23 protein-coding genes are annotated in these 22,093 nt (G+C 64.1%); 16 read left to right on the top strand and 7 right to left on the bottom strand.

Going from position 1 to position 22,093, the window contains the following annotated elements; genetic code table 11:
• The first annotated feature begins 6 nt into the window (after nucleotides 1-6).
• The 6 genes from PSV40_RS10785 (at nucleotide 7) to PSV40_RS10760 (ending at nucleotide 6,124) form a co-directional block, all read left to right on the top strand.
• Complete coding sequence (locus PSV40_RS10785) at nucleotides 7-798, top strand: FAD binding domain-containing protein (RefSeq protein WP_300537299.1); 792 nt, start codon at nucleotides 7-9, stop codon at nucleotides 796-798.
• Nucleotides 799-1,024: 226 nt separating this feature from the next.
• Nucleotides 1,025-1,933: a MoxR family ATPase gene (locus tag PSV40_RS10780; RefSeq protein ID WP_300537297.1), complete on the top strand. Its 909-nt coding sequence runs from the start codon at nucleotides 1,025-1,027 to the stop codon at nucleotides 1,931-1,933.
• Between the two features lie 325 nt (nucleotides 1,934-2,258).
• Nucleotides 2,259-3,443 (top strand): VWA domain-containing protein, encoded by a 1,185-nt coding sequence (locus tag PSV40_RS10775; RefSeq protein WP_300537295.1) that lies wholly within the window; start codon nucleotides 2,259-2,261, stop codon nucleotides 3,441-3,443.
• A gap of 142 nt (nucleotides 3,444-3,585) precedes the next feature.
• Nucleotides 3,586-4,164: a carbon monoxide dehydrogenase subunit G gene (locus PSV40_RS10770; RefSeq protein ID WP_300537293.1), complete on the top strand. Its 579-nt coding sequence runs from the start codon at nucleotides 3,586-3,588 to the stop codon at nucleotides 4,162-4,164.
• A 46-nt stretch (nucleotides 4,165-4,210) separates the two neighbouring features.
• The gene (locus PSV40_RS10765; protein WP_300537291.1) at nucleotides 4,211-5,293 is read left to right on the top strand and encodes an XdhC family protein; all 1,083 of its coding nucleotides are present in this window, start codon (nucleotides 4,211-4,213) and stop codon (nucleotides 5,291-5,293) included.
• Between the two features lie 267 nt (nucleotides 5,294-5,560).
• On the top strand, nucleotides 5,561-6,124 hold the full coding sequence (locus PSV40_RS10760) for a hypothetical protein (RefSeq protein ID WP_300537290.1): 564 nt from the start codon (nucleotides 5,561-5,563) through the stop codon (nucleotides 6,122-6,124).
• Nucleotides 6,125-6,531: 407 nt separating this feature from the next.
• Here PSV40_RS10760 and PSV40_RS10755 read toward each other — a convergent pair whose 3' ends face one another.
• From PSV40_RS10755 to PSV40_RS10740, 4 genes are read right to left on the bottom strand one after another with little or no spacing between them, the layout of a single operon-like run.
• On the bottom strand, nucleotides 6,532-7,494 hold the full coding sequence (locus tag PSV40_RS10755) for an N-carbamoyl-D-amino-acid hydrolase (RefSeq protein WP_300537288.1): 963 nt from the start codon (nucleotides 7,492-7,494) through the stop codon (nucleotides 6,532-6,534).
• A gap of 19 nt (nucleotides 7,495-7,513) precedes the next feature.
• Complete coding sequence (locus tag PSV40_RS10750) at nucleotides 7,514-8,749, bottom strand: Zn-dependent hydrolase (protein WP_300537286.1); 1,236 nt, start codon at nucleotides 8,747-8,749, stop codon at nucleotides 7,514-7,516.
• Nucleotides 8,746-9,978, bottom strand: coding sequence for a diaminopropionate ammonia-lyase (locus tag PSV40_RS10745; RefSeq protein WP_300537284.1), 1,233 nt, complete (start codon nucleotides 9,976-9,978; stop codon nucleotides 8,746-8,748). Before PSV40_RS10745 ends, PSV40_RS10750 begins: the two co-directional genes overlap by 4 nt.
• Nucleotides 9,975-10,859 (bottom strand): MurR/RpiR family transcriptional regulator, encoded by an 885-nt coding sequence (locus PSV40_RS10740; RefSeq protein ID WP_300537282.1) that lies wholly within the window; start codon nucleotides 10,857-10,859, stop codon nucleotides 9,975-9,977. Before PSV40_RS10740 ends, PSV40_RS10745 begins: the two co-directional genes overlap by 4 nt.
• Before the next feature lie 209 nt (nucleotides 10,860-11,068).
• On the opposite strand from PSV40_RS10740, the gene PSV40_RS10735 reads away from it, so the two are divergent.
• The 4 genes from PSV40_RS10735 (at nucleotide 11,069) to PSV40_RS10720 (ending at nucleotide 14,094) form a co-directional block, all read left to right on the top strand.
• Nucleotides 11,069-11,866 carry a transporter substrate-binding domain-containing protein gene (locus PSV40_RS10735; RefSeq protein ID WP_300537280.1) on the top strand — a complete coding sequence of 266 codons (798 nt, stop codon included), beginning with the start codon at nucleotides 11,069-11,071 and terminating at the stop codon, nucleotides 11,864-11,866.
• A 144-nt stretch (nucleotides 11,867-12,010) separates the two neighbouring features.
• Complete coding sequence (locus PSV40_RS10730) at nucleotides 12,011-12,673, top strand: amino acid ABC transporter permease (protein WP_300537278.1); 663 nt, start codon at nucleotides 12,011-12,013, stop codon at nucleotides 12,671-12,673.
• Nucleotides 12,674-12,684: 11 nt separating this feature from the next.
• Nucleotides 12,685-13,329, top strand: coding sequence for an amino acid ABC transporter permease (locus PSV40_RS10725; protein ID WP_300537277.1), 645 nt, complete (start codon nucleotides 12,685-12,687; stop codon nucleotides 13,327-13,329).
• Nucleotides 13,330-13,332: 3 nt separating this feature from the next.
• Nucleotides 13,333-14,094: an amino acid ABC transporter ATP-binding protein gene (locus PSV40_RS10720; protein ID WP_300537275.1), complete on the top strand. Its 762-nt coding sequence runs from the start codon at nucleotides 13,333-13,335 to the stop codon at nucleotides 14,092-14,094.
• 395 nt (nucleotides 14,095-14,489) lie between these two features.
• Here the strand turns inward: PSV40_RS10720 and PSV40_RS10715 are convergent, their stop codons facing one another.
• A complete protein-coding gene (locus tag PSV40_RS10715) occupies nucleotides 14,490-15,455 on the bottom strand; it encodes a LysR family transcriptional regulator (RefSeq protein ID WP_300537273.1) in 966 nt (321 codons plus the stop codon).
• Between the two features lie 201 nt (nucleotides 15,456-15,656).
• On the opposite strand from PSV40_RS10715, the gene PSV40_RS10710 reads away from it, so the two are divergent.
• From PSV40_RS10710 to PSV40_RS10690, 5 genes are all read left to right on the top strand, one after another.
• The gene (locus PSV40_RS10710) at nucleotides 15,657-16,994 is read left to right on the top strand and encodes an acyclic terpene utilization AtuA family protein (RefSeq protein WP_300537271.1); all 1,338 of its coding nucleotides are present in this window, start codon (nucleotides 15,657-15,659) and stop codon (nucleotides 16,992-16,994) included.
• Nucleotides 16,995-17,297 (top strand): hypothetical protein, encoded by a 303-nt coding sequence (locus PSV40_RS10705; protein ID WP_300537269.1) that lies wholly within the window; start codon nucleotides 16,995-16,997, stop codon nucleotides 17,295-17,297. It begins immediately after the preceding gene.
• Nucleotides 17,298-17,349: 52 nt separating this feature from the next.
• A complete protein-coding gene (locus tag PSV40_RS10700; RefSeq protein WP_300537268.1) occupies nucleotides 17,350-18,309 on the top strand; it encodes a tripartite tricarboxylate transporter substrate binding protein in 960 nt (319 codons plus the stop codon).
• A gap of 335 nt (nucleotides 18,310-18,644) precedes the next feature.
• On the top strand, nucleotides 18,645-19,067 hold the full coding sequence (locus PSV40_RS10695; RefSeq protein WP_300537267.1) for a hypothetical protein: 423 nt from the start codon (nucleotides 18,645-18,647) through the stop codon (nucleotides 19,065-19,067).
• Nucleotides 19,068-19,177: 110 nt separating this feature from the next.
• Nucleotides 19,178-19,840 (top strand): DUF6064 family protein, encoded by a 663-nt coding sequence (locus tag PSV40_RS10690; RefSeq protein WP_300537265.1) that lies wholly within the window; start codon nucleotides 19,178-19,180, stop codon nucleotides 19,838-19,840.
• Between the two features lie 117 nt (nucleotides 19,841-19,957).
• Here the strand turns inward: PSV40_RS10690 and PSV40_RS10685 are convergent, their stop codons facing one another.
• On the bottom strand, nucleotides 19,958-21,283 hold the full coding sequence (locus PSV40_RS10685; RefSeq protein ID WP_300537263.1) for an MFS transporter: 1,326 nt from the start codon (nucleotides 21,281-21,283) through the stop codon (nucleotides 19,958-19,960).
• A gap of 47 nt (nucleotides 21,284-21,330) precedes the next feature.
• On the bottom strand, nucleotides 21,331-21,609 hold the full coding sequence (locus tag PSV40_RS10680) for a metal-sensing transcriptional repressor (RefSeq protein ID WP_096662356.1): 279 nt from the start codon (nucleotides 21,607-21,609) through the stop codon (nucleotides 21,331-21,333).
• A gap of 68 nt (nucleotides 21,610-21,677) precedes the next feature.
• On the opposite strand from PSV40_RS10680, the gene PSV40_RS10675 reads away from it, so the two are divergent.
• Entirely contained in the window at nucleotides 21,678-22,082 is a 405-nt protein-coding gene (locus PSV40_RS10675) for a hypothetical protein (RefSeq protein WP_300537260.1), read from the top strand.
• Nucleotides 22,083-22,093 lie beyond the last annotated feature (11 nt).

The following is a 22,093-nucleotide window of genomic DNA, read 5'->3' as shown; positions in this document are numbered from 1 at the left end:
CCCACCATGTATCCATTCACCCTGGAACGTCCCACCTCCCTGGCTGCCGCCGCGCAGCTCACGGCCGGCGGCGCCAAAGCCCTGGCCGGCGGCCAGACCCTGCTGGCGTCGATGAAACTGCGCCTGTCCAGCCCCGACCAGCTGGTGGACCTCAGCGGCATCAAGGAGCTGACCAGCATCAAGCGCGAGGGCAATGCCTTTGTGATCGGCGCCATGACGCGCCACGCCGATGTGGCGACCAACGCCGAACTCAAGGCAGCGCTGCCGGCGCTGGCCGACCTGGCCGCCAACATCGGCGACCGCCAGGTTCGCGCCATGGGCACGCTGGGCGGTTCGGTCGCCAACAACGACCCTTCGGCCTGCTACCCGAGTGCGGTGCTGGCGCTGGGCGCGACCATCCACACCACCAAGCGCAAGATTGCCGCGGACGACTTTTTCCTCGGCATGTTCGCCACGGCGCTGGAAGAGGGCGAGCTGATCACCGCGATCAGCTTCCCCATTCCCAAGCGCGCGGCCTACATGAAGTTCAAGCAGTCGGCCTCGCGTTTTGCGCTGGTCGGCGTGTTTGTGGCGCAGTTCGATGCCGGCGTGCGCGTGGCTGTCACCGGCGCCTCCAGCGGCGTGTTCCGCCACGCGGGGCTGGAAGCGGCGCTGGACAAGAGCTTCACACCCGAAGCGGCCGCGGCGGTGAAAATCGACGCGACGGACCTCAACAGCGACATCCATGCGACGGCGGCTTACCGCGCCAACCTGATCAGCGTGCAGGCCCAGCGCGGCGTGGCGAAGGCGCTGGCCTGACAGTGCCATGACTTGTCATTGCGGGCTTGACCCGCAATCCATGCCTGCGCTCTGCTTCCCGCTGAAGATGGAAGATGCGACATGGAGCCCCCCGGATCGGAGTCCGGGGCAGGCTCCTCAGGTCCGGGATGACATCCGCGGCAGCATGTTGAATAAATAGGCCTCCCGCCCTTGATGGGCGGGCGCAAGTAGCTATTGAATAGATAGCAACAGGTACACTGATCCGATGACACCTTTTCCCACGATTGATGCGCTGACCCAGGCGCTGCAGGGTGCCGGCTACTTTGCCGACCGGCGGCTGGCCACGGCGGTGTTTCTGGCGCTCAAGCTGCAGCGCCCGCTGCTGCTCGAAGGCGAGCCCGGCGTCGGCAAGACAGAGCTGGCCAAGGCGCTGTCATTGGCGCTGCAGCGCCAGCTGATCCGCCTGCAGTGTTACGACGGGTTGGAGCAGCGCGAAGCCCTCTACGAGTGGAACTACGCGGCGCAATTGCTGCATATGCGCGCAGTCGAGGGCCGCAATGACGCTGCAGACGTGGAACGCGAGGTTTATCAGGACCGCTACCTGATACGAAGGCCGCTGCTGCAGGCGTTGCAGGCCCCGGCGCCAGGCGCGGTGCTGTTGATCGACGAGGTGGACCGCGCCGACGAACCTTTTGAGGCCTTTCTGCTTGAGTACCTCGGCGAGTACCAGGTCAGCATTCCGGAAATCGGCACGGTACGCGCGCAGGTCACGCCGGTGACCATATTGACCAGCAACCGTACGCGTGAACTCAACGACGCGGTCAAGCGGCGATGCCTGTACCACTGGCTCGATTACCCCGACCGTGACCGTGAACTGGCGATTATTCGCGCCCAGGTGCCGGAGGCGGGCGAACAGCTCTCGGCCCAGGTGGCCGGTTTTGTGGACCGGCTGCGCCGCTCGCCGTTTGGCAACGCCTTCCAGCGCGCGCCCGGCATTGCCGAAAGTGTCGAGTGGGCCAAGGCGCTGGTGGCGCTGGATACCCTGGTCGTGGACCCCGAGGTGGTGGCCGATACCGCGGGCATTTTGTTCAAGCAGCGGGAGGACGTGGCGGCGCTTACGCATGAGCTGGCCGTCGAATTGTTGAAGCCCGCTGAGACGGTGGAGCCTGCATGAACCCGCTCAACGGCGGGCAGCCCTCACCCCAACCCTCTCCCAGGGGGAGAGGGAGCAGGTCGGGCAATTCATCCTCTCTGCCAGAGGAGCAGATCTGGCAATTCATCCCCTTTGCCGGAGGGAGCAGGTCGGGCAATTCATCCTCTCTGCCGGAGGGAGCAGGTCGGGCAATTCATCCTCTCTGCCAGAGGGAGCAGGTCGGGCAACTCATTCCCTTTGCCGGAGGGAGCAGGTCGGGCAATTCATCCTCTCTGCCGGAGGGAGAGGGGGCAAGTCCAGTCTTTTTCCCTCTCCCCCTGGGAGAGGGTTAGGGTGAGGGCTCTCCATGCTCTTAGGTGACGCACGCAGCGGCAAACTCGCCGACAACATTGCCGGTTTCGGCCGCGCCCTGCGCCGCGCCGGTGTCAAGGTGGACAGCCAGCGCATTGCCCTGGCCAAGGAAGCCGCACTCGCTGTCGGCATCAGCGAAAGGGAAGACCTGAGTGCCGCCTTCGAAGCCGTGATGGTCAGCCGCGAGCAGGACAGGCTGGTGTTCCGCGAGCTGTTCGACGTGTATTTCCAGGACCCGAAAGTCGCCAACAAGCTGCTCGCGCAACTGCTGCCCAGTGCCGAAGGCCAGGCCGAGCCCAGCAAGCGCCGGCCGCGCGTGCGCGAGGCGCTGGCGCCGCAAAAGGCGTTCGGTCAGCAGGCCAAACCGACGACTGAAGACCAGAAGGTCGAGTTCGACGCCGCCATGACCGCCAGCGACATAGCCCGTCTGCAGCATGCCGACTTCAACGCGCTGTCGGCCACCGAGTACCGGCTGGTCGAGCGCCTGGCGCGCGACATCAAGCTGCCCCTGCCGATGTTTGCCTCGCGGCGCAGCCGGCCGGCCGCCAGTGGCGCGCGCATGCACTGGCCGGGCGTGATGCACCAGGCCGCACGCACCGGCGGCGAGCTGATGCACCTGCCGCGCCTGCAGCGGCGCCAGCAGGCCCTGCCGCTGCTGGTGCTGGTCGATGTGTCGGGTTCGATGGAGCGTTATGCGCGCCTGCTGCTGGCCTTTTTGCATGCCGCCACGCGGCGCCATCCGCACCGCGACGTGTTTGCCTTCGGCATGCACCTGACCGATCTGACGCAGGCTTTCCGCCAGGCCGACACCGACGAGATGCTGGCCCACGCCAGCCTGGCGATTGAAGACTTTGCCGGCGGCACCCAGCTCGGGGCGTCGCTGGCCACCTTGCGCGAGCACCATGCCCGCCGCCTGGTCGGCCGGCGCACCATCGTGCTGGTCATCACCGACGGGCTGGACACCGGCGAGCCGGCCGACCTGGCCCGCGAACTGGCCTGGTTGCGCCGGCGCAGCCGCCGCCTGCTGTGGCTCAACCCCTTGCTGCGTTTTGACGGCTACGCGCCGCTGGCACGCGGCGCGGCGGTGCTGCATGCCCATGCGCACGGCATGCTGGCAGTTCACAATCTGGCCAAGCTCGAGGAACTGGCAACCAGCCTGGCGGCTCTGATGAGAAAGTAACATGACAAAACACTGTTTGTCATTGCGGGCTTGACCCGCAATCCATGCCGCGTCAACCCGGCAATTCTGAAAAGTGCCGGCATGGATCCCGGATCGAGTCCGGGATGACAAGTCCCAAAAAGTTAGATAAAAGGAAAAAAACATGGACATGCAAGGAAGCCGCCAACTGGCCGTGACGCAACAACAGGCCTGGGACGCGCTGAACGACCCGGCCGTGCTCAAGGCCTGCATCCCGGGCTGCGACAAGGTGGAGCCCACCGGCGAGAACCAGTACGCCATCGGCATGGCGCTGAAGATCGGCCCGGTCTCGGCCAAGTTCACCGGCAAGATCACGCTCACCGACATCAACCCGCCGGCCAGCTACAAGCTGTCGTTCGACGGGCAGGGCGGCGTGGCCGGCTTTGGCAAGGGCAGTGCCGCGGTGACACTGACGCCCAATGCCGACGGCTGCGAACTCTCCTACACCGTGCATGCCTCGGTCGGCGGCAAGATCGCACAGCTCGGCCAACGCCTGATTGACGGCGCGGCCAAGTCCATGGCCGAAGATTTTTTCAAGCGTTTTGACGAGGAAATGCAGCGCCAGCACCCCGAAAGTTACGCCGCCAAAATGGTCATGGGCTATGTCTCGGCGGAGCCGGCCGTTGGTCGAGGCATCCCGGTGTGGGTATGGGTCGTGGGTGCCGCCGTGCTGATCGCCGGCGCGGTCTGGCTGGCGCGTTAGGCCTGCCCAGGTCCGAAAGATCAGAAGGTCAGAAAGGAAACAGGCCATGGAAAACCTCGATGTGATGGTTCTGCGCACCCTGCGCGACTGGCGCACGGCGGGCAAACGCGCCTTGCTGGCCACCGTGGTGCGCACCTGGGGCTCGTCACCGCGCCCGGTCGGCTCCATCATGGCGCTGTGTGAAGACGGCGCGGTGGTCGGCTCGGTCTCCGGCGGCTGTATTGAAGACGACCTGATCTACCGCCACACCCAGGCCTACGCATCGGCGTCGGCGTCCGCGCAGGGCGGCGGCAACACCATTCCCTCGGGGCCGCCGACCTTTGTCAAATACGGCATCACCGCCGACGAAGCCCACCGCTTCGGCCTGCCTTGCGGCGGCACGCTGGAGTTGCTGCTCGAATACGACCCCGACGCCGCGGCACTGACGCAGCTGGTGCAGGCGCTCGAGGCCGGGCAACTGATGCAGCGCACGGTGCGCCTGACCGACGGCGCGGTCACCCTGGCCACGGCCAGGGCTCCGGCCGAACTCAGTGTCTCGTCAGTCGAGCTGGTCAACACCTTCGGGCCCGAGTACCGCATGTTGCTCATCGGCGCGGGCCAGCTGACCGAATACCTCGCGACCATGGCCCTGTTCAGCGGTTTTGCCGTCACCGTGTGCGACCCGCGCGAGGAGTACCGCAGCGCCTGGTCGGTCGCGGGCGCCAAAGTGCTCAGCGAGATGCCGGACGACGTGGTGGTCGCATTCAAGCCGGACCGGCGCAGCTGCGTGATCGCGCTCACCCATGACCCCAAGCTCGACGACCTGGCGCTGCTCGAAGCGCTGGCCACCGACGCGTTTTACGTAGGCGCCATCGGCTCGCGCCGCAACAACGAGGCGCGCCACCAGCGCATGGCCGAACACTTCGGCCTCAACGAAGCCGCGCTGGCGCGCCTGCGCGGTCCCATCGGCATCTACATCGGCAGCAAGACGCCGCCCGAAATCGCCGTCAGCGTGATGGCCGAGGTGCTGGCCGTGAAAAACGGCGTGGTCCTGCCGCGCGACATGGAAGTGGCGCAGGCCAAGAACGAACGTGCGGTGCTGGCCAATGAGCCGGGCGATCTGGTGTGTGGGGTGGCGCGGAGTTCTTGAGTAGGGCGGGCGGCTTGGGTGGCTGCAATGCAGCGGAAGCCGACATTTCGAGAACTCCTCCAATTGGGGGATGGGCAAGCACTGACAGGACCATCACAATCGACTGCAACAGACTGCGGTGTTTGTCGTGATTTTTATACTGTATAAATCCTTGAAAACCGCAGAAAGCAAGGCTGTTAGCCACTTTCAGGAGGAAGTCATGTTCAGAATATCGAGCACGGGGCAGTTTATCGAGCATGTTTCGCCCTATACATTACGTTAGCCCGCATGGCACATCGCACCGTTTCCCGCGTCGAAGCTGAAGACGAGTTTGCCTTTATAGATAGTGACGAAGAGCTCGAGGCATTCCTAGAGCAAGTGGCTCCACACATCGGGTGGATAGTTGTCTACTTCAACTCCCTGGAGGACCACATTGGTGATTTCATTCGCCAGCTAATTCTTCGGGACCCGTACCAAGACGAGCGGCTTGAGGTATTTCTATCTGACATGATGTACGCGGCCAAGTCCCGAGCATTGCTGCATCTGTACGGACAGGTCATAGCTGATACGTCCGTGAAGGTGACCCTAGAGGAACTGAGAGAGCTTGAGCAGTTGCTCAACGAATGCGCGATTCGTCGGAACGAGTATGCCCACGCCGATTGGATAGGTGTTCGGAAGGAAGGCTTTCTTCGTGTCAAGTCTCAATCCAAGAAGACTGGAGTAGTGCACCGGTACAAACGGGTGGACCTGGAACAACTTAAAGAAGATGTCGCTTTCATCCGTGCTGCCCGACACACGCTGGTCGATTTCGACGATGTAATTCAGGGTCAGCTATGGGAGCGGGCTCGATGACGGCTAACAAGCCCGTCAACGCGGATAACATGCGGCGTCCCGCCGCTGCGCAGCTGTTTACTGCATGTTGCCGGTTACTTGAACGTTAAAGACGGCCTTAGAGCAAACTGAAAGTCCGCAAACAGTCTGATGCCGACCACGAACCACGCCAGCATGTTGCTCGGCGCTCAGCATTGGTAGCTCTTCTAGATGCGAAATAAGCCTCCAGCCCTTATGCAGCAAGCGCAAGCAGCTATTAAAAAAGGAGCAACCCGACTGATTCAACCTGGCCGCTCAAGCAGGCATGAGGTGCGGCCCGCCCCCGGCGACCACCCCTAAAGTTACCCCCACCCCCTGTTGCCTAAGCTGTGGATAAGGCCTTGAACAACCCGCAAATGCCGCGCCAGTGCTGGCGATACGGGGCATGCTCAAGAAACAGGCAGGCGCAGCGGTGAGCCGTCGGCGGCGAGTGTCTCGCCCTTGCGCTCGACGATCAGGCCGTAGGCATGAGGCTGGCGGTGCAGGTCGAAGTTGAAGGTGGTGCGTTTGTAGACGGCGCAAAAATCCAGGTCGCAGCGGGCGATGGCCATCTCGTCGTCCTTGGTCAGACAGCGTGCCACCACCTCACCAGACGGGGCGACGATGCAACTGCCGCCTATGCTGTCCACGCCTTCTTCCAGACCGGCCTTGGCCACGCCCACCACCCAGGTGCCGTTCTGGTAGGCGCCGGCCTGCATGGACAGCTGGTTGTGGAACAGCGACAGGTCGTCATGCTGCGGCGCCGGCGCGTTGTGCACCGGGGTGTTGTAGCCGATCAGCACCATCTCCACACCTTGCAGGCCCATCACGCGGTAGGTCTCGGCCCAGCGCCTGTCGTTGCACAGGGCCATGCCCATGACGCCGCCAAAGGCCTGCGTCACACCCCACCCGGGGCCGGGGGTGAAGTAGCGTTTTTCCAGGTGCTGGAAGCGCCGCCAGGGTTCATGTTCCTTATGGCCCGGCAGGTGCACCTTGCGGTACTTGGCCACGATGGTCCCGCTGCGGTCCACCAGGATGGAGGTGTTGTAGCGCACCGCGCCCATGGCCTCTTGCGCCAGCTCGGCGTAACCCAGGTAGAAGCCCATGCCGAGTTCCCGCGACAGGTCGAACAGCGGCTGGGTGGCGGCGTTGGGCATGGACTGCTCGAAGAAGCTGTTGATCTCGGCTTCGTCCTCGATGTACCAGCGCGGGAAGAAAGTGGTCAGCGCCAGTTCGGGAAAAACGATGAGCTGCGCGCCCACGGCGTGGGCCTGGCGCATGAGGTCACACAGGCGGGCCACCACCTGGGGGCGGGAGTCGGCGCGTTGAATGGGGCCGAGCTGGCCGAGGGCGACGTTGAGATGGCGTGGCATAAAAGTAGAAGGGCAGAAGTTAGGAAGGGCGATTGGCCAGCGCCAGCACCACTTGCAGCAGCAGCTGTGCGCCGCGCTGCAGGTCGGCCGGTTCGGTGTGTTCGCGCACGTTGTGGCTCAGGCCGCCCACGCTGGGCACAAAAATCATGGCGCTGGGGCAGACGCGGGCCAGCATTTGCGCATCGTGCCCGGCACCGCTGGGCATGCGCTGGTGGCTGCAGCCCAGGGCCTGCGCCTGCTGCTCCACCAGGTTGACCACCATGGGGTCGAAGTCCACCGGCTCAAAACGGGCCAGTGCGCGCGAGCTGATGCGCGCGCCCTCGGCCTGGGCCGCTTGTTGTGCATAGGCATGCAGGTCCGCCTCGGCCTGCGCCAGCGCGGCGCTGTCGGTGTTGCGCAGGTCCACGGTGAACACGGCTTTTTGCGCGATCACGTTGACCAGATTCGGGCTGAGCCGCAGCGCGCCCACGGTGGCCAACTGGCGGCCGCCCATGCGTCTACTCAGTTCACGCACAAACACCGCCACTTGCGCCGCCACCAGCGCGGCGTCGTGGCGCAGGGCCATGGGGGTGGTGCCGGCGTGGTTGGACTGGCCTTCCACCGTGAACTCGGTCCACGAGATGCCTTGCACACCTTCGACCACGCCGATCTGCAGGCCCATCTGTTCCAGCACCGGGCCTTGCTCGATGTGCAGTTCCACAAAGCTGTCCACCACCGGCGTGCCCACCGGGGTCGCGCCCTGGTAGCCGATGCGCTGCAGCTCGGCCTGCACCGACACGCCGTCGGCATCACAGGTGGCCAGCGCCTCCTGCAGCGGCTGGCCACCGACATAGACCAGGCTGCCCATCATGTCGGGCTGGAAGCGCGCGCCTTCTTCGTTGGTGAACACCGCCACGGCCAGCGGGCGGCGGGTTGGCAGGCCCGCCTCGCGCAGCGTGGCCGCCACTTCCAGACCGGCCAGCACGCCGTAGTTGCCGTCATACAAACCACCGGTGCGCACGGTGTCGATGTGGGAGCCCATCATCACCGGGGGCAGATCTTCGGTGCCCGGGAACGTGCCAATGATGTTGCCAATCGCATCCACTTCCACGCGCATGCCCAGCGCACGCATGCGCGCCACCGTCCAGTCACGCCCCTGCCGGTCGGCATCGGTCAAGGCCAGGCGGTTAACGCCGCCACCGGGCAGCGCGCCGATCTGCCCCAGCGCCTGCAGGCTCTCCAGCAGGCGCGGGCCGTTGATCTGTGGGGCGGTCATGCGGCCGCTCCGTCCTGCAGCACCTGGGCGGCGCTGCGGCCCACCAGTTGCTGGTACAGGGCCGGGTCGGTATCGCCCTCGCTGCCGAACAGCAACACGCGGCTGTCCGGCCCCAAACCCAGCGAGGCGCGGGCGGCGGGGTCTTGCGCCGCAAGCAGCGCAGAGGCCAGGCCCGCCACGGCGGACTCGCCGGCCACGATGACCGGGTCACCGCCCTGCGGGCTGGCCAGCAGGCGCATGCCGTCCACAGCGGCAGCATCGGGAATCGTGCAAAAGGCGTTGGCGCCGGTGGCTAGAAAGTCCCAGGCCAGCAGGGAGACTTCGCCGCAGGCCAGGCCGGCCATTAGGGTGTCCAGATCACCCTTGACCGCGACCACGGCGCCGGCGCGCGCGCTTTGCAGCAGGCAGTCGGCACGCTCGGGCTCCACCACCACAAACACCGGGCGTTGCGCGGTGTCGCGCTCCCAGAAATACGCACACACCGCCGCCGCAAAACCACCCACGCCCGCCTGCACAAACACGTGGGTGGGCCACTGCGGCAGGGCGCTGACGGCCTCGTGCACCATGAGCTGGTAGCCCTGCATCACGTCGCGCGGAATGTCCATGTAGCCGGGGTAAGAGGTGTCGGAAATCACAAACCAGCCCTTGGCCCTGGCATCGCGGTCGGCCTGCTGCACCGCATCGTCGTAATTGCCGCTGGTGCGCACCACCTGCGCGCCGTAGCGGGCAATCGCTGCTTTGCGCCCTTCGCTGACAGTGGCGTGAATGTAGATGACACAGCGGCAGCCCAGCATCTGCGCGCCCCAGGCGACCGAGCGGCCGTGGTTGCCGTCGGTGGCGCAGGTGACGGTGATGTCGGCACAGGCCTGGCGCAGCGCGGGCTCGCTCTGCAGCTGCGCGTGGCTGACACTGCGGCCCAGGCGCAGGCCCAGTTCGCGGCACAGCAGACGCGCCACGGCATAGGCCCCGCCCAGCGCCTTGAAGCTGCCCAGACCAAAGCGCGAACCTTCGTCCTTGTAGTGGATGCTGGCCACACAGGCGGAGTGGGCGAGGCCGGACAGGGAACACAAGGGCGTGACCGCGTAGCCGGGCCAGGACGTGATGACGGCGCTGGCTTGCTCCAGGGCCGCCGCGCTGAGCAGCGTGCTGCGGTGCGCACCATAAGGCTCGCCGGGGGCAAAGCGGGGATTGGGCAGCAGGGTGAAAGGGTGTTGGGTGAAGGCGGTCATGAGGTGGGAGGGTTCAGAGAGGATCGGAGAGGAGGTTCGAGGTCGGCCAGTTGCGCATGGACTTGTTCGATGGCGGCCATGCGGGCGCGGGCTTTTTTGGGCAACTGGGCCAGCGTGGCGGTGGCCAGGAAATTGATGAGGCTGATGGCGCTCACATAGGAGTCAAAGATCGGCTCGTCCAGTGGCGGGCAGATGAACAGGGCCTGCGCCCGCGCCGCCAGCGCCGACACACGGGCATCGCTCACCAGCACCAGTGCGGCGCCGGCATCACAGGCAATGCCCACCACCTGGGACAGGCGGCGGGTGCGACGGCGAAAGTCCATGGCCAGCAGCACGTCGCGCGGCTGGATTTCGGCCAGCAGTTCGGCGTCTTCACCCGTGCCTTCATTGAGCAGATGAACCTCGGCGCGCAACTGCGACAGCAGGGCCTGCGCATAAAAGGCGGCCATGTAGCCGTTGCGGTAACCCACCACCCAGACGCGGCGCGCGCCTGCCAGCAGCGTGGCCGCCTGTTGCACGCCCTGGCCGGTCACGCTGTCGGCCAGGGCCTGCAATTGCTGGACGTCTTGCGCCATGTGGTGTTGCAGCGGGCTGGCGCTGGTGCCTTGCTGCACCATGCGGTACAGCGGCGAGGGCTGCAGCGCCCCGTCACGCTGGTGCTGCCGGAAGGCCTGGAAGTCGGCAAAGCCCAGGCGTTTGAAAAAACGCGCCGTGCTGGCCTTGGAGACACCGGCCAGCGCAGCCAGCTCGGTGGCGCTGTAGGCCAGCAGGTCTTTTTCACGGGCCAGCACCAGGTCGGCCAGTTTGCGGTCCACCAGGGACAACGCAGCGTACTGAACCTGAATTCGCTCGCGCAGGGTGATGGTTTTGGACTTGGTCATGGCAGGGTGGCTGAGAGGTTTTGGTGCCAATGACCCCAAAACAGAGCATGCGCACCATTGTGAAACATATTTTTCATGGATTTATGTTCAAGAAACAGGTATTTCATATTCTCCTGCATCTGTTTGCAAGGGCAATGCCATGCGAAACAGGTGGCACACATTTTGCGGAAGGGTTGTCGTCTCCCCAACATCTTTACAGGAACCCCTCCATGAAATTCAAAGCACTCTCCACTCTGGCTGGCCTGTTTGCCAGCGCCGTCCTGGCCGTGGCCACGCCGGCCCACGCGGCTGATGAATCACTCTCGGCCGTACTGGCCAAGAAGTCGATTGCCCTGGGCGTCGCCTCCGACTTTCCGCCTTACGGCTACATGGGCTCGGACTTCAAACTCACCGGCGTGGACGTGGCCACGGCGCAGCTGATCGCCGACAAGCTGGGCGTGAAAGCCGAGTTTGTGCCGGTCAGCACCCCCAACCGCATTCCCTATCTGCAGACCAGGAAGATCGACCTGATCGTCTCGGCCCTGGGCAAGAACCCCGAGCGCGAGAAAGTGATCGACTTCACCGTGGCCTACGCCCCGTTCTTCCAGGCCGTGTTCGGCCCCAAGGCGCTGAGCATCAAGAGTTTTGACGACCTGGCCGGCAAGAGCATTGCCGTGACCCGCGGCACCATCCAGGACGACGTGCTGCAGAAGGTGGCCCCGCCCACGCTGAAGATCCAGCGCTTTGAAGACGATTCCACCACCGTGGCCGCCTTCATCTCGCAGCAAACCCAGTTGCTGGCCACCGGCGCCGCCGTGGCCGCGGCGGCCGTGCAGAAGAACCCGCAAGTGCAGGCCGAATACAAGCTGCTGCTGAAAGACTCGCCCAACTTCATCGGCGTGCGCAAGGGCGAAACCGCGCTGCTGAACAAGGTCAACGAGATCCTGCGCGCCGCCAAGGCCGACGGTACGCTGGAGCAGTACTCGCAAAAATGGCTGGGCCGCGGCACCGGCGTGTTGCCTGATTAAGGCTGTTGAGCGCTTCCAAACCTTTACCCAACATCCGTTCGCCCTGAGCCTGTCGAAGGGCCCTTCGTCAAGCTCAGGACAGGCTTCGACAAGCTCAGCCCGAACGGAGCGGGGCCATCACTTCGGCAGCATTCCTGACTCATCATGATTGAATTCAACTTTCTCACCGTGCTGGCCCAGTGGCCCATGCTGTTGCGTGGGCTGGGCCTGACGGTGGCGCTCACCGCCGTTTCGGCGGTGCTCGGTGTCGTGGTGGGTACGGCGTGTGCCTGGGCCCGGCTGCATGGCGGCTCGGTTCTGAAACGGGGGGTGGGTGCTTATGTGGAGCTGATGCGCAACACGCCCTTCATCATCCAGCTGTTTTTCATATTTTTCGGTCTGCCCTCGCTGGGTGTGCGCCTGTCGGTGGAAATGGCAAGCGTGCTGGCCATGGTGTTGAACCTGGGGGCCTATGCCTGCGAGATCGTCCGCGCGGGCTTGCAGACCACGCCACGCGGCCAACTGGAAGCCGCCATGAGCCTGGCGCTGACGCCCTGGCAGATCTTTTCACGCGTGGTGCTGCCGCCGGCACTGGCGCGCATCTGGCCGGCGCTGGTGAGCCAGATCATCATCGTGATGTTGGGCTCCGCGGTATGCGGGCAGATCTCGGCAGAAGAACTCTCGCAGGCGGCCAACCTGATTTCCAGCCGGACTTTTCGCAGTTTTGAGGCTTACATCATCGTCACCGCGGTCTATCTGCTGCTGGCGATTGGCGTGCGGCAGTTGCTGTACTGGGTGGGGCCGCGCTTCATCTTTTCCAGTCGTTAACGGGAGCCACCATGGTTCAGTTTTCTCTCTGGGACATCTTCACCTTTTTGCTCGGCGCCCTGCGCTGGACGGTGGCGCTCTCGCTGATTGCCTTTGTCGGTGGTGGGCTGGTCGGTATGGGCCTGCTTTTGCTGCGGTTTGCCAGGGTGCGTGGCGCGGCCACGGCGGTGGCCTGGTACGTGCAGATTTTTCAGGGCACGCCCCTGCTGATGCAACTGTTTCTGGTGTACTTTGGCCTGGCCCTGCTGGGCATGGACACCTCGCCGCTGGTGTCCGCGGCGATTTGCCTGACCCTGTATGCGAGTGCCTACCTGACCGAAATCTGGCGCGGTTGTGTCAACGCCATTCCGAAAGGCCAGTGGGAAGCCTCCACCACCCTGGCGCTGAGCTTCACGCAGCAGATGCGCCATGTGATTTTGCCGCAGGCGCTGCGCGTGGCCATTGCGCCCACGGTGGGTTTTCTGGTGCAGATCATCAAGGGCACGGCGCTGGCCTCGGTCATCGGGTTTGTCGAGCTGACCAAGGCCGGCCAGATGATCTCCAACGCCACCTACCAGCCCTTTCTTGCCTACACCTTTGTGGGCCTTTTGTACTTTGCCCTGTGTTACCCGCTGTCGTGGTGGAGCCAGCGGCTGGAAAACCGCCGTCTGGCCTGATTTATGACCCAACCCTCACCCAACCCCCCGTTTGCGCTGGTCGACATCCGTGGCCTGCACAAGAGTTTTGGCGCCACCGAAGTGCTCAAGGGCATCGACCTGCAGGTCAGGCGCAAGGAAGTGGTCTGCATCATCGGCAAGAGCGGCTCGGGCAAGAGCACCTTGCTGCGCTGCATCAACGGTCTGGAAACCTTCGAGCGCGGCAGCCTCGCCGTCGATGGCCAGGCCCTGCAACACGGCGATACCAACGCCATGCGTGCGCTGCGCCAGCAGGTCGGCATGATTTTCCAGAGCTTCAACCTTTTCCCGCACCTGAGCGCCGGGCGCAACGTGATGCTGGCGCCGACGCTGGTCAAGGGCCTGCCCAAGGAAGAAGCACGCACGCGCGCCCAGGCGCTGCTGGAGCGTGTGGGACTGGGCAGCCTGTTTGACCGCATGCCCGATCAACTTTCGGGCGGGCAGCAGCAGCGCGTGGCCATTGCCCGTGCGCTGGCCATGGACCCCACGGTGCTGCTGTGTGATGAGATCACGTCAGCGCTTGACCCGGAGCTGGTCGGCGAGGTGCTACAGGTGGTGGAGATGCTGGCCAACGAAGGCATGACGCTGATCCTGGTCACCCACGAAATGGCTTTTGCCCGCAAGGTGAGCGACCGCGTGGTGTTCATGCACCAGGGGCTGATTCACGAAGCGGGCACGCCGGACGAAATTTTCAACCGCCCTCAGACGCCCGAGCTGCGGCAGTTTCTGGCTGTCTTGCACGACTGATCGCGGAAAGCCCCGGTGGGAGGGGCTGGTGTTGCGCGAAACTTGGCGTCCGAGGCTGGTTATATAGGAAAAAGGCCTCCAGCCCTTATGCTGTAAGCGCAAGCAGCTATCAAAACAGGAGCATTTCGGCTGGTCAATCCGGCCGGCAGCGCAGGCTGGCGGTGCAAGCCCGCACCCGGCGAGCACCTTCAAGTTACCCCCACGCTCTGTTGCTTAGGCTGTGGATAAGAGCCTGAACAACTCGCGAATGCCGCGCCAGTGCTGGTGATGCGGGGCTTGCTCAAGAAAGAGGCAGTGGGGGCGGCGGCGAAGTTTTCGCCAGTTGTGTCATCACACCGTTCGTCCTGAGCCTGTCGAAGGGCTTTTTGTCAAGCGCGGACCAGGCTTCGACGGGCTCAGCCCGAACGGCCGTTGGTGTTCAGGTCCGGCACCAGGGCAGCCAGCTTTTCATAATCGAGTTCGAGGCTGCCAGGCTGCAGCAGCGACTGCATCTGTTTTCTGATCGGTTCGGCCAGGGCATCGGCCGCGGCGGAGGGCGCGCGTCCTTGTGCCCTCAGCAGAAACACCTCGCGCACGATGCCGGGTGCGGCCAGCGGCTTGATGGCGAGCTGGCTGCTGGTGAAGTGGGACAGCGTCAGGCTGGGCACCAGGCTGATGCCGACCCCGCTTTCCACCAGGCCCCGCACCGCCTCCAGCCGTTCGACTTCCAGCACCGTGTTTGGTTTGTGCGGCCGCAAGGCCGCGTCGATCTGGTGGCGCAGTCGGGTGGTCGTTGTGAAGTGGATAAACGGATGCTGAACCAGCTCTTCAATCGTGATGGCCGCGTTGCCGGCGAGCACGTGGTCTTTTCTGCAGACGACGTAGAAGCGGTCCAGGCACAGCAGTTCCTTGTGGATGTCGGCGTCTTTCGCGTCGATGGTGGACAGGGCCAGGTCCACCTTGCCTTCCCGCACCAGGTCCACACAGGGCTGGGGCAGCGCATCGACCACCTCGATATCAATGGCCGGGTGTTTGCGCCGGTAGTCGGCCACCACCACCGGCAGGAAGCGGGCGCACAGCGAGGGAATGCCGGCCACCGCCACGCGGTCCACGATGCTGAGGTCGCGGCAGACGGCGCCCATGACATCGTCGAAGTGCGAGACCACCTCGCGTGCGGCGCGCTCAAAGCGCCGGCCGGCCGCGGTCAGGTCGACGTTGCGCGTGTCCCGGTCAAACAGCCTGGCAGCCAGCGTGTCTTCGAGTGAACGAATCAGGGAACTGAACGCGGGCTGGGACAAATGCATCTGCCCGGCGGCACGTGTGAAGCTGCGCAGGTCAGCCAGTGCCAGGAAAGCACGCAGTTGACGTGTGGACAGGTTCATCCGTGCGGATGATACCCAAGGATGCCGATGGCCCGCCCCGAGGCGCCGGCCCGCCGGGCCGATTGATCCGGATTGATCCGGTTTTCCTTTGAGTCTCATCCGGAATTTCGAATTCACAGGCGGCCCAGCTTGCCCCATAGTCCGTCTGGCGTGACCAGTCACACCTTGCTTCAACATCGCGTTTCCTGTGAAAGCCCCTTCATGAAGACCATCCGCATCGGTGCCGGCGCCGGCTACTCGGGGGACCGCATTCCGCCCGCCGTGGAACTGGCAGAAAAAGGGGACCTCGACTACCTGGTGTTCGAATGCCTGGCCGAGCGCACCATCGCCCTGGCCCAGCTCGAGCGCAGCAAGGACGCGCGTCTGGGCTTTGACCCCTTGCTGCGGGACCGCATGGAGGCGGTGCTGCTGGCCTGCGCCGGCCGGGGGGTGAAGATCATCACCAACATGGGGGCCGCCAACCCGCAGGCGGCCGGACAGGAAGTCATCCGCATCGCGCGCGAGCTGGGGTTGGACCGCCTGAAGGTGGCGGTGGTTCAGGGCGACGACGTGTTGGCCGGCCTCCATGACCAGGACCTGACCCTGCTGGAAAGCGGCGCGCCGCTGCAGTCGCTGGGCAGCGCCGTGTTGTCGGCGAATGCCTATCTCGGCGCCGAGGCGCTGGTGCGGGCGCTTCGGCTGGGTGCGGACGTGGTCATCACCGGGCGTGTCGCTGATCCGGCGCTGTTTCTTGCGCCGCTCATCCACGAGTTCGACTGGTCCATGGCGGACTGGCAGAAGATGGGCCAGGGCACGGTGGTGGGCCATCTGCTGGAGTGTGCCGGGCAGGTCACCGGCGGGTATTTTGCCGACCCCGGTTACCGCGATGTGCCCGACCTGGCCAAGCTGGGTTTTCCGCTGGCCGAAGTGTCGGCCGACGGGAGCGCCATCCTCACCAAGGTGGCCGGTTCGGGCGGCTGCGTCACCACCGCCACCTGCACCGCGCAACTGCTGTATGAAGTTGAAAACCCCGCCAGCTACCTGCAGCCCGATGTGGTGGCGGACTTTTCCAAAGTCACGCTGACCCAGGTGGGCCCCGACCGGGTGCGCATCGACGGCGCCCAGGGCCACCAGCGCTCGGCGACGCTGAAGGTGACCGTGGGTTACCGCGACGGCTTCATCGGGGAAGGGCAGATTTCCTACGCCGGCCTGGGGGCCGAGGCGCGGGGCCGGCTGGCGCTGGACGTCCTGAAGCAGCGGCTGGAGGCGTCGGACATCCATGCGCTCGACAGCCGTTATGAACTCATCGGGGTCAACGCCATGCATGGCGAGGCCCTGTCCGTGGGCCACACGCCTTACGAAGTCCGGGCGCGTGTGGCCCTGCGTGTTGCCACCCTGAAAGAGGCGGAGCGGGTGGCCAATGAGGTCGAGGCCATGTACCTCAACGGGCCGGCCGGGGGCGGCGGTGTCACCAAGTCGGTCCGCGAGGTGATCGCCGCGGCGTCCACGCTGGTGCCGCGCGACGTGGTTCAGACCTCGGTCACCATGATGGAGATTTAAATGCTGCTGCGCGACATTGCCCACACCCGCACCGGCGACAAGGGAAACCGGTCCATCATTTCCGTCATTGCCTACGACCTCAAGGACTTCCCGGCGATCGAGCGCGCCCTCACCGCGGAACGGGTGCGTGCGTATTACGCGGACACCGTCAAGGGCGAGGTCGAGCGTTACGTGGTGCCGCATCTGGGCGCCCTGAACTTCGTGCTGCACGACGCGCTGGGCGGGGGCGTGACCCGGTCCCTGGCGCTGGACGCACATGGCAAGTGCCTGAGCTCCGCCATTCTGGGTATGGTCATCGAATAAGCTAGGCATGTTGCCGGACGTATTCAACAATTTTTTAACAGGAGATCTCCACATGAAATACAAGTCGATTCTTTTCGCGGCTGCGGCCAGTTTTTCCCTGGCCGCGTTCGGCCAGGCGTATCCGAACAAGCCGATCAAGGCCATCGTGCCCTTTGCGGCTGGCAGTGCCACGGACCAGATCGGGCGCGCTTTCGCGGCCAAGATGTCGGAGACGCTGGGGCAGACCATCGTGGTCGAGAACAAGGCCGGCGTCAACGGCATGCTGGGGGCCGATGCTGTCGCCAAGTCGGCACCCGACGGCTACACCTTCCTGATCGGAACCAACAGCACCAACGCTGCGCTCAAGAGCCTGATGAAAAAGCTCCCCTACGACCAGGACACGGCCTTTGCACCGCTGGGCTACATGGGTTCGGTGCCGCTGATCGTGGCCGTCAACAACGACGTGCCGGCCAAAAACCTGCGTGAATTCGTGGACCTCGCCAAGGCCAAACCGGGCCATGTCACCTTTGCCAGTGCCAGCACCTCGCAGCTGGTGTCGTCTGAAATGATGGCCGGCATGACGGGCATCCAGATGACCAACGTGCCCTACAAAAGCGGCCCCGCGGCCATGACCGACCTCATCGGCGGCCAGGTGATGATGTTCACCGCCGACTTCGCCGTCATGCTGCCGCAGGTCAAGGGCGGCAAGGTCCGCGGCCTGGCGGTGACTTCCAGCAAACGCTCACCCGCGGTGCCGGAACTGCCAACGGTCAACGAAGCCCTGGGCCTGAAGGACTATGAGCTGATCGCCTACTTCGCCATGTTCGCGCCGGCCGGCACGCCGCCCGACATCATTGCCAAACTGAACCAGGCCATCAACGCCGCGGCACAGAGCAAGGACCTGCAGGAGAAATTCGCACCGATCGGCTTCCTGGTCGAGCCCGGAACGCCCGAAGCCCTGGCCCAGCGCAGCAAGCTGGAAACGGCCAAGTGGGCCAAGGCGATTCGCGACGCGAAGATCGAGCCGCAATAAGCAGTCGAACCGACACAATCAGGCCCGCCTGTGCCGCATGATCGCGGTCAGCGTGGGCCCGGTGGATGTGGCCGGGCTGGCGCTCCGGCAGTCGGATAATTAGCTTCCAGCCCTTGTCTGGCGGGCGCAAGCAGCTATAAAAAATATAGCGAATGGAGGGCTGATCTGTGCGCGCTCGGCGACTTTGCCGTTTTCAATAGCGCTGTTCACTTGCACCGGTCGCTGGGGTAAGCTCCCGAAAGTATGAAGATTTTCGAAAATGCTTCAGCCACTTTGTTTTGCCGGTCGCCATGTGATTCTGCGGTTTTGCGGGATATATCAAAGTTAGGTGGCTTATGTCACGTCGTTTGCAATCCGTCTTCGCCATGCTCATGGCTGTTCTGCCAGCGCTTGCTGCGCCTCAGTCGGCCCCAGACTATCGGTGCCGGATCGAACGCATCACCATGCCGGGTATTCCAAAGGCTTCGGTGGAGTACTGGCAAAAGCTGTATGAGGGCAAAGAATTTACTGTCGATCGACAGACCGGCATCATGGCTGGCACTCTCAAGAACTTGTTCACCACGAAGCCCGTCGTGATCGACATCGGTTCAGACCAGAATTCTTTCAAAGTGGTGACCACGATGAGACGAGATCAGGGAGCTGGCGTTGGTTCCAACGTCTACGTGTTGGTCGTTCGTGAGTTCGAAAAAGCTCCACGAAAGCCGTTTTTGTTCCTGGATAACGAAGACACGTTCATAGGAACATGCGAGCACTTCTAGTCCCGCCACCTAACAGGTCCTTTGACACGGACGCGCAAGTGCGTCCGTGCGCGTTGCGCACTCGCCTCGTGTGCGCCGGTCAAATCCGACCTTAACCGTCAGGAGCCGCCATGCAGCTGCCCTTCACCAATGAGCAGTTCTTTGGCGTCTTCCGGCTGTACAACAGCACCGTCTGGCCGGCGCAGGTTCTTCTCGTCCTGCTTGCGGTGCTGGCCATCGTCTTCATTGCGCTTCGGCGCCCCTGGTCCGGCGCGGCAGTGTCAGCCATTCTGGCTTTGCTCTGGATCTGGCTTGGCGCCGCCTACCACCTGGCGTTCTTTGCGCGCATCAATCCTGTGGCCTACGGGTTCGGCGCGCTGTCCATCGCCCGAGGTCTTCTGTTCGCCTGGCACGGCGTGATCTGCCGCCGCTTCGAGTTTGCTTTTGACAGGAGCGTTCGTACGGGTCTCGGGGTAACCCTGCTCGCCTTCGCACTCGTCGTTTATCCCGTCTGGGCCACGCTGGCAGGGCATGGGTATCCTGAACTGCCCACCTTTGGTCTGCCGTGCCCCACCACCATCTTCACGATCGGTGTGCTCGCGCTCGCGTCGGGCGCACGCCTGCGCGCAGTCCTCGCTGTGCCCATCCTTTGGTCCTTGGTGGGTGGTCAGGCCGCCTTCCTCCTGGACGTCAAACCCGACCTCGGTCTGCTCGTGGCCGGTGTCGCAGCGGTGGGGCTATTTATCTGGCCTGTTCGCGTCGGTAAGGCCTCGTCCACCAGCGCGCGAAACTGAGGGCTATCCCGTCAGGCAAGCGGACAGGCACCGGCGAACGCCGCGAACCGCTCCCTCTTCACCGTCCGATGTGGCGAATGGGCTGAAAAACGGCCCGGCAGGCCGCAAGTTCCGACGTCAGCGACCCGCGCTGGGCCAGTGGGGGTGCTGGTCATCGACCACGAAAGCATGCGCATGACGCACCCGATCACCGTTGTCGACAGCACCCTGGGTGTGCGTGTGCCCGGCCGGCAAGTCCGGGTGTTCGTGCTCGATGATGTCGGGATCCTGAGATGGCCAGACCATCGTGGTGACCCAGACGGCCACTGCGCCTGCACAGCCCAGCATCACGAACGTCGCTGTCATCCCAAAGCGGGTACCGAGCCAGCCGGCCAAGGGATAGAAGAACAACCAGCAGGCGTGAGAAAGCGCGAACTGTGCGGCAAACAACGCAGGGCGATCCTCGGGGTTCGAGGATCGCCGCAACAAGCGCCCGGAGGGTGTCTGGGCAGTGGAGTAGCCCAGACCAAGCACGAACCACAAGACCATCAGCGAAGCGTGTCCATTCACCAAGGTTCCCGCAAACAGGCCCGCGACCATCACCCCGATGCCGCCGAGCATCACACTGCGATCAGTCAGTTTCTCCAACAGGCGTGGCAAGACCAGTGCGGCCACCATGGAGCCGGCGCCGAAACTGGCCAACGCCAAGGCCACCGCGCTCTGGGTCAGGCCCAAGCCGGCCTGAACAATCACCACCGTGTTGACAAACACCATGGAGCCTGCCGCAGCCACGGCCGCATTGACGGCCAGCAGCCCGCGCAACCGGGGCGTGGCCAGGTAGATGCGCAGCCCGCGCGTGGTCCGGTCGTAGATGCCACGGCGCTGCGGGGCAGGGTGCGCAGGCAACACCACCGACACCACCAGCGCTGCCGATGCCAGGAAGCCCACTACCGTGCCGGCAAACAGATCGTGAAACCCGATCACAGTAAGCAGCGCAGCAGCCAGCATGGGGCTGACCAGACTCTCCATGTCGTACGCAAGGCGTGAGAGCGACAAGGCCTTGGTGTAGTCCTTTTCCTCTGGCAACACGTCGGGAATGGTGGCCTGGAAAGTGGGCGTGAAGGCAGCCGACGCCGACTGCAGCACGAAAATCAGCACGTACACCTCCCAGATCTGGGAGACAAACGGCAGCAGCAGCGCCACACCTGCCCGCACCAGGTCCAGCGTGACCAGCATGGTGCGCCTTGGCAGACGCTCCGCAAATGCCGCTGCAACCGGAGCCACGCCAACGTAGGCGATCATCTTGATGGCCAGCGCCGTGCCCAGCACCATGCCCGCGTTGTCGCCGGCCAGGTCGAATGCCAGCAGCCCGAGTGCCACCGTGGCCAGCCCGGTTCCGATCAAGGCAATCACCTGAGCGGCAAACAAATGGCGATAGGTGCGGTGGAAAAGAATGTCAAGCATGTTGTGTCTCGGGGCCGATGCGCTCGGGAGCAGTGGGAGCCCGTGGCTCAGAGGTAGCGTGTGATTTCCCTGAATTCGTCCAGGGAGTGGCGCTGGCCGACACCCAGAGGGCCCACGAGATCTTCAAGACAGTGGTCCAGATGGCTCTGGATCAGGGCTTTCTTGGCTTGCTGAATCGCTTTCTCCACCGCCTGCAGCTGTTGCGCGACATCGAGACAGGTTCGTCCCTGCTCCAGCATGTCCATGGTGCTGCTCAAGTGCCCACTGGCTCTGCGAAGGCGCTTGATGATGGCTGGATGGGATGCATGTGTATGCGGTTGTTTCATGACAGATTTTATCCTCCCGGGGGGGTTACTATAATCCCCATCTTTGGCCTTAAAACTCAATTGCACCCATGACCTTGCTTGTCTCATGCTCCTTGCGCCCCAACGGGGCAGCGCTGGGCGTGCGATGGCTGGTTCTGGTGGTGATCCTGTTCGGGACGATCATCTCCTCGATTGGGAGCACGGGTTCCCATGGCCTCGCAGTCATCGCAGCAGCGCTCCACGTCGCTCCGTCCTCCTCGGCCGAGTCGCACGGACATGTGCACGAGGACAGAGGCGGCGAATTGGCCATGGAGAATCAGAGCGCAGGTGCCGACCATCCCCACCACGGGGCGGATCACTCGCACGACAAAGCCCACGCCTTGCCCGTTGCCTGGAGTTCTGCGGCACCGCAGCTTCCCGGTTGGTGGGGGCTGGTGCGACCGTGGATTGAAATGGTTCAGGCGTCCCGGCTCGAACGCCCGCCCATGGGCTGAGACGCGTCCCG

The organism is Polaromonas sp., assembly GCF_029945925.1.
Lineage (GTDB): Bacteria > Pseudomonadota > Gammaproteobacteria > Burkholderiales > Burkholderiaceae_C > Polaromonas.
This window is presented reverse-complemented; position numbering and strand designations above follow the sequence as displayed.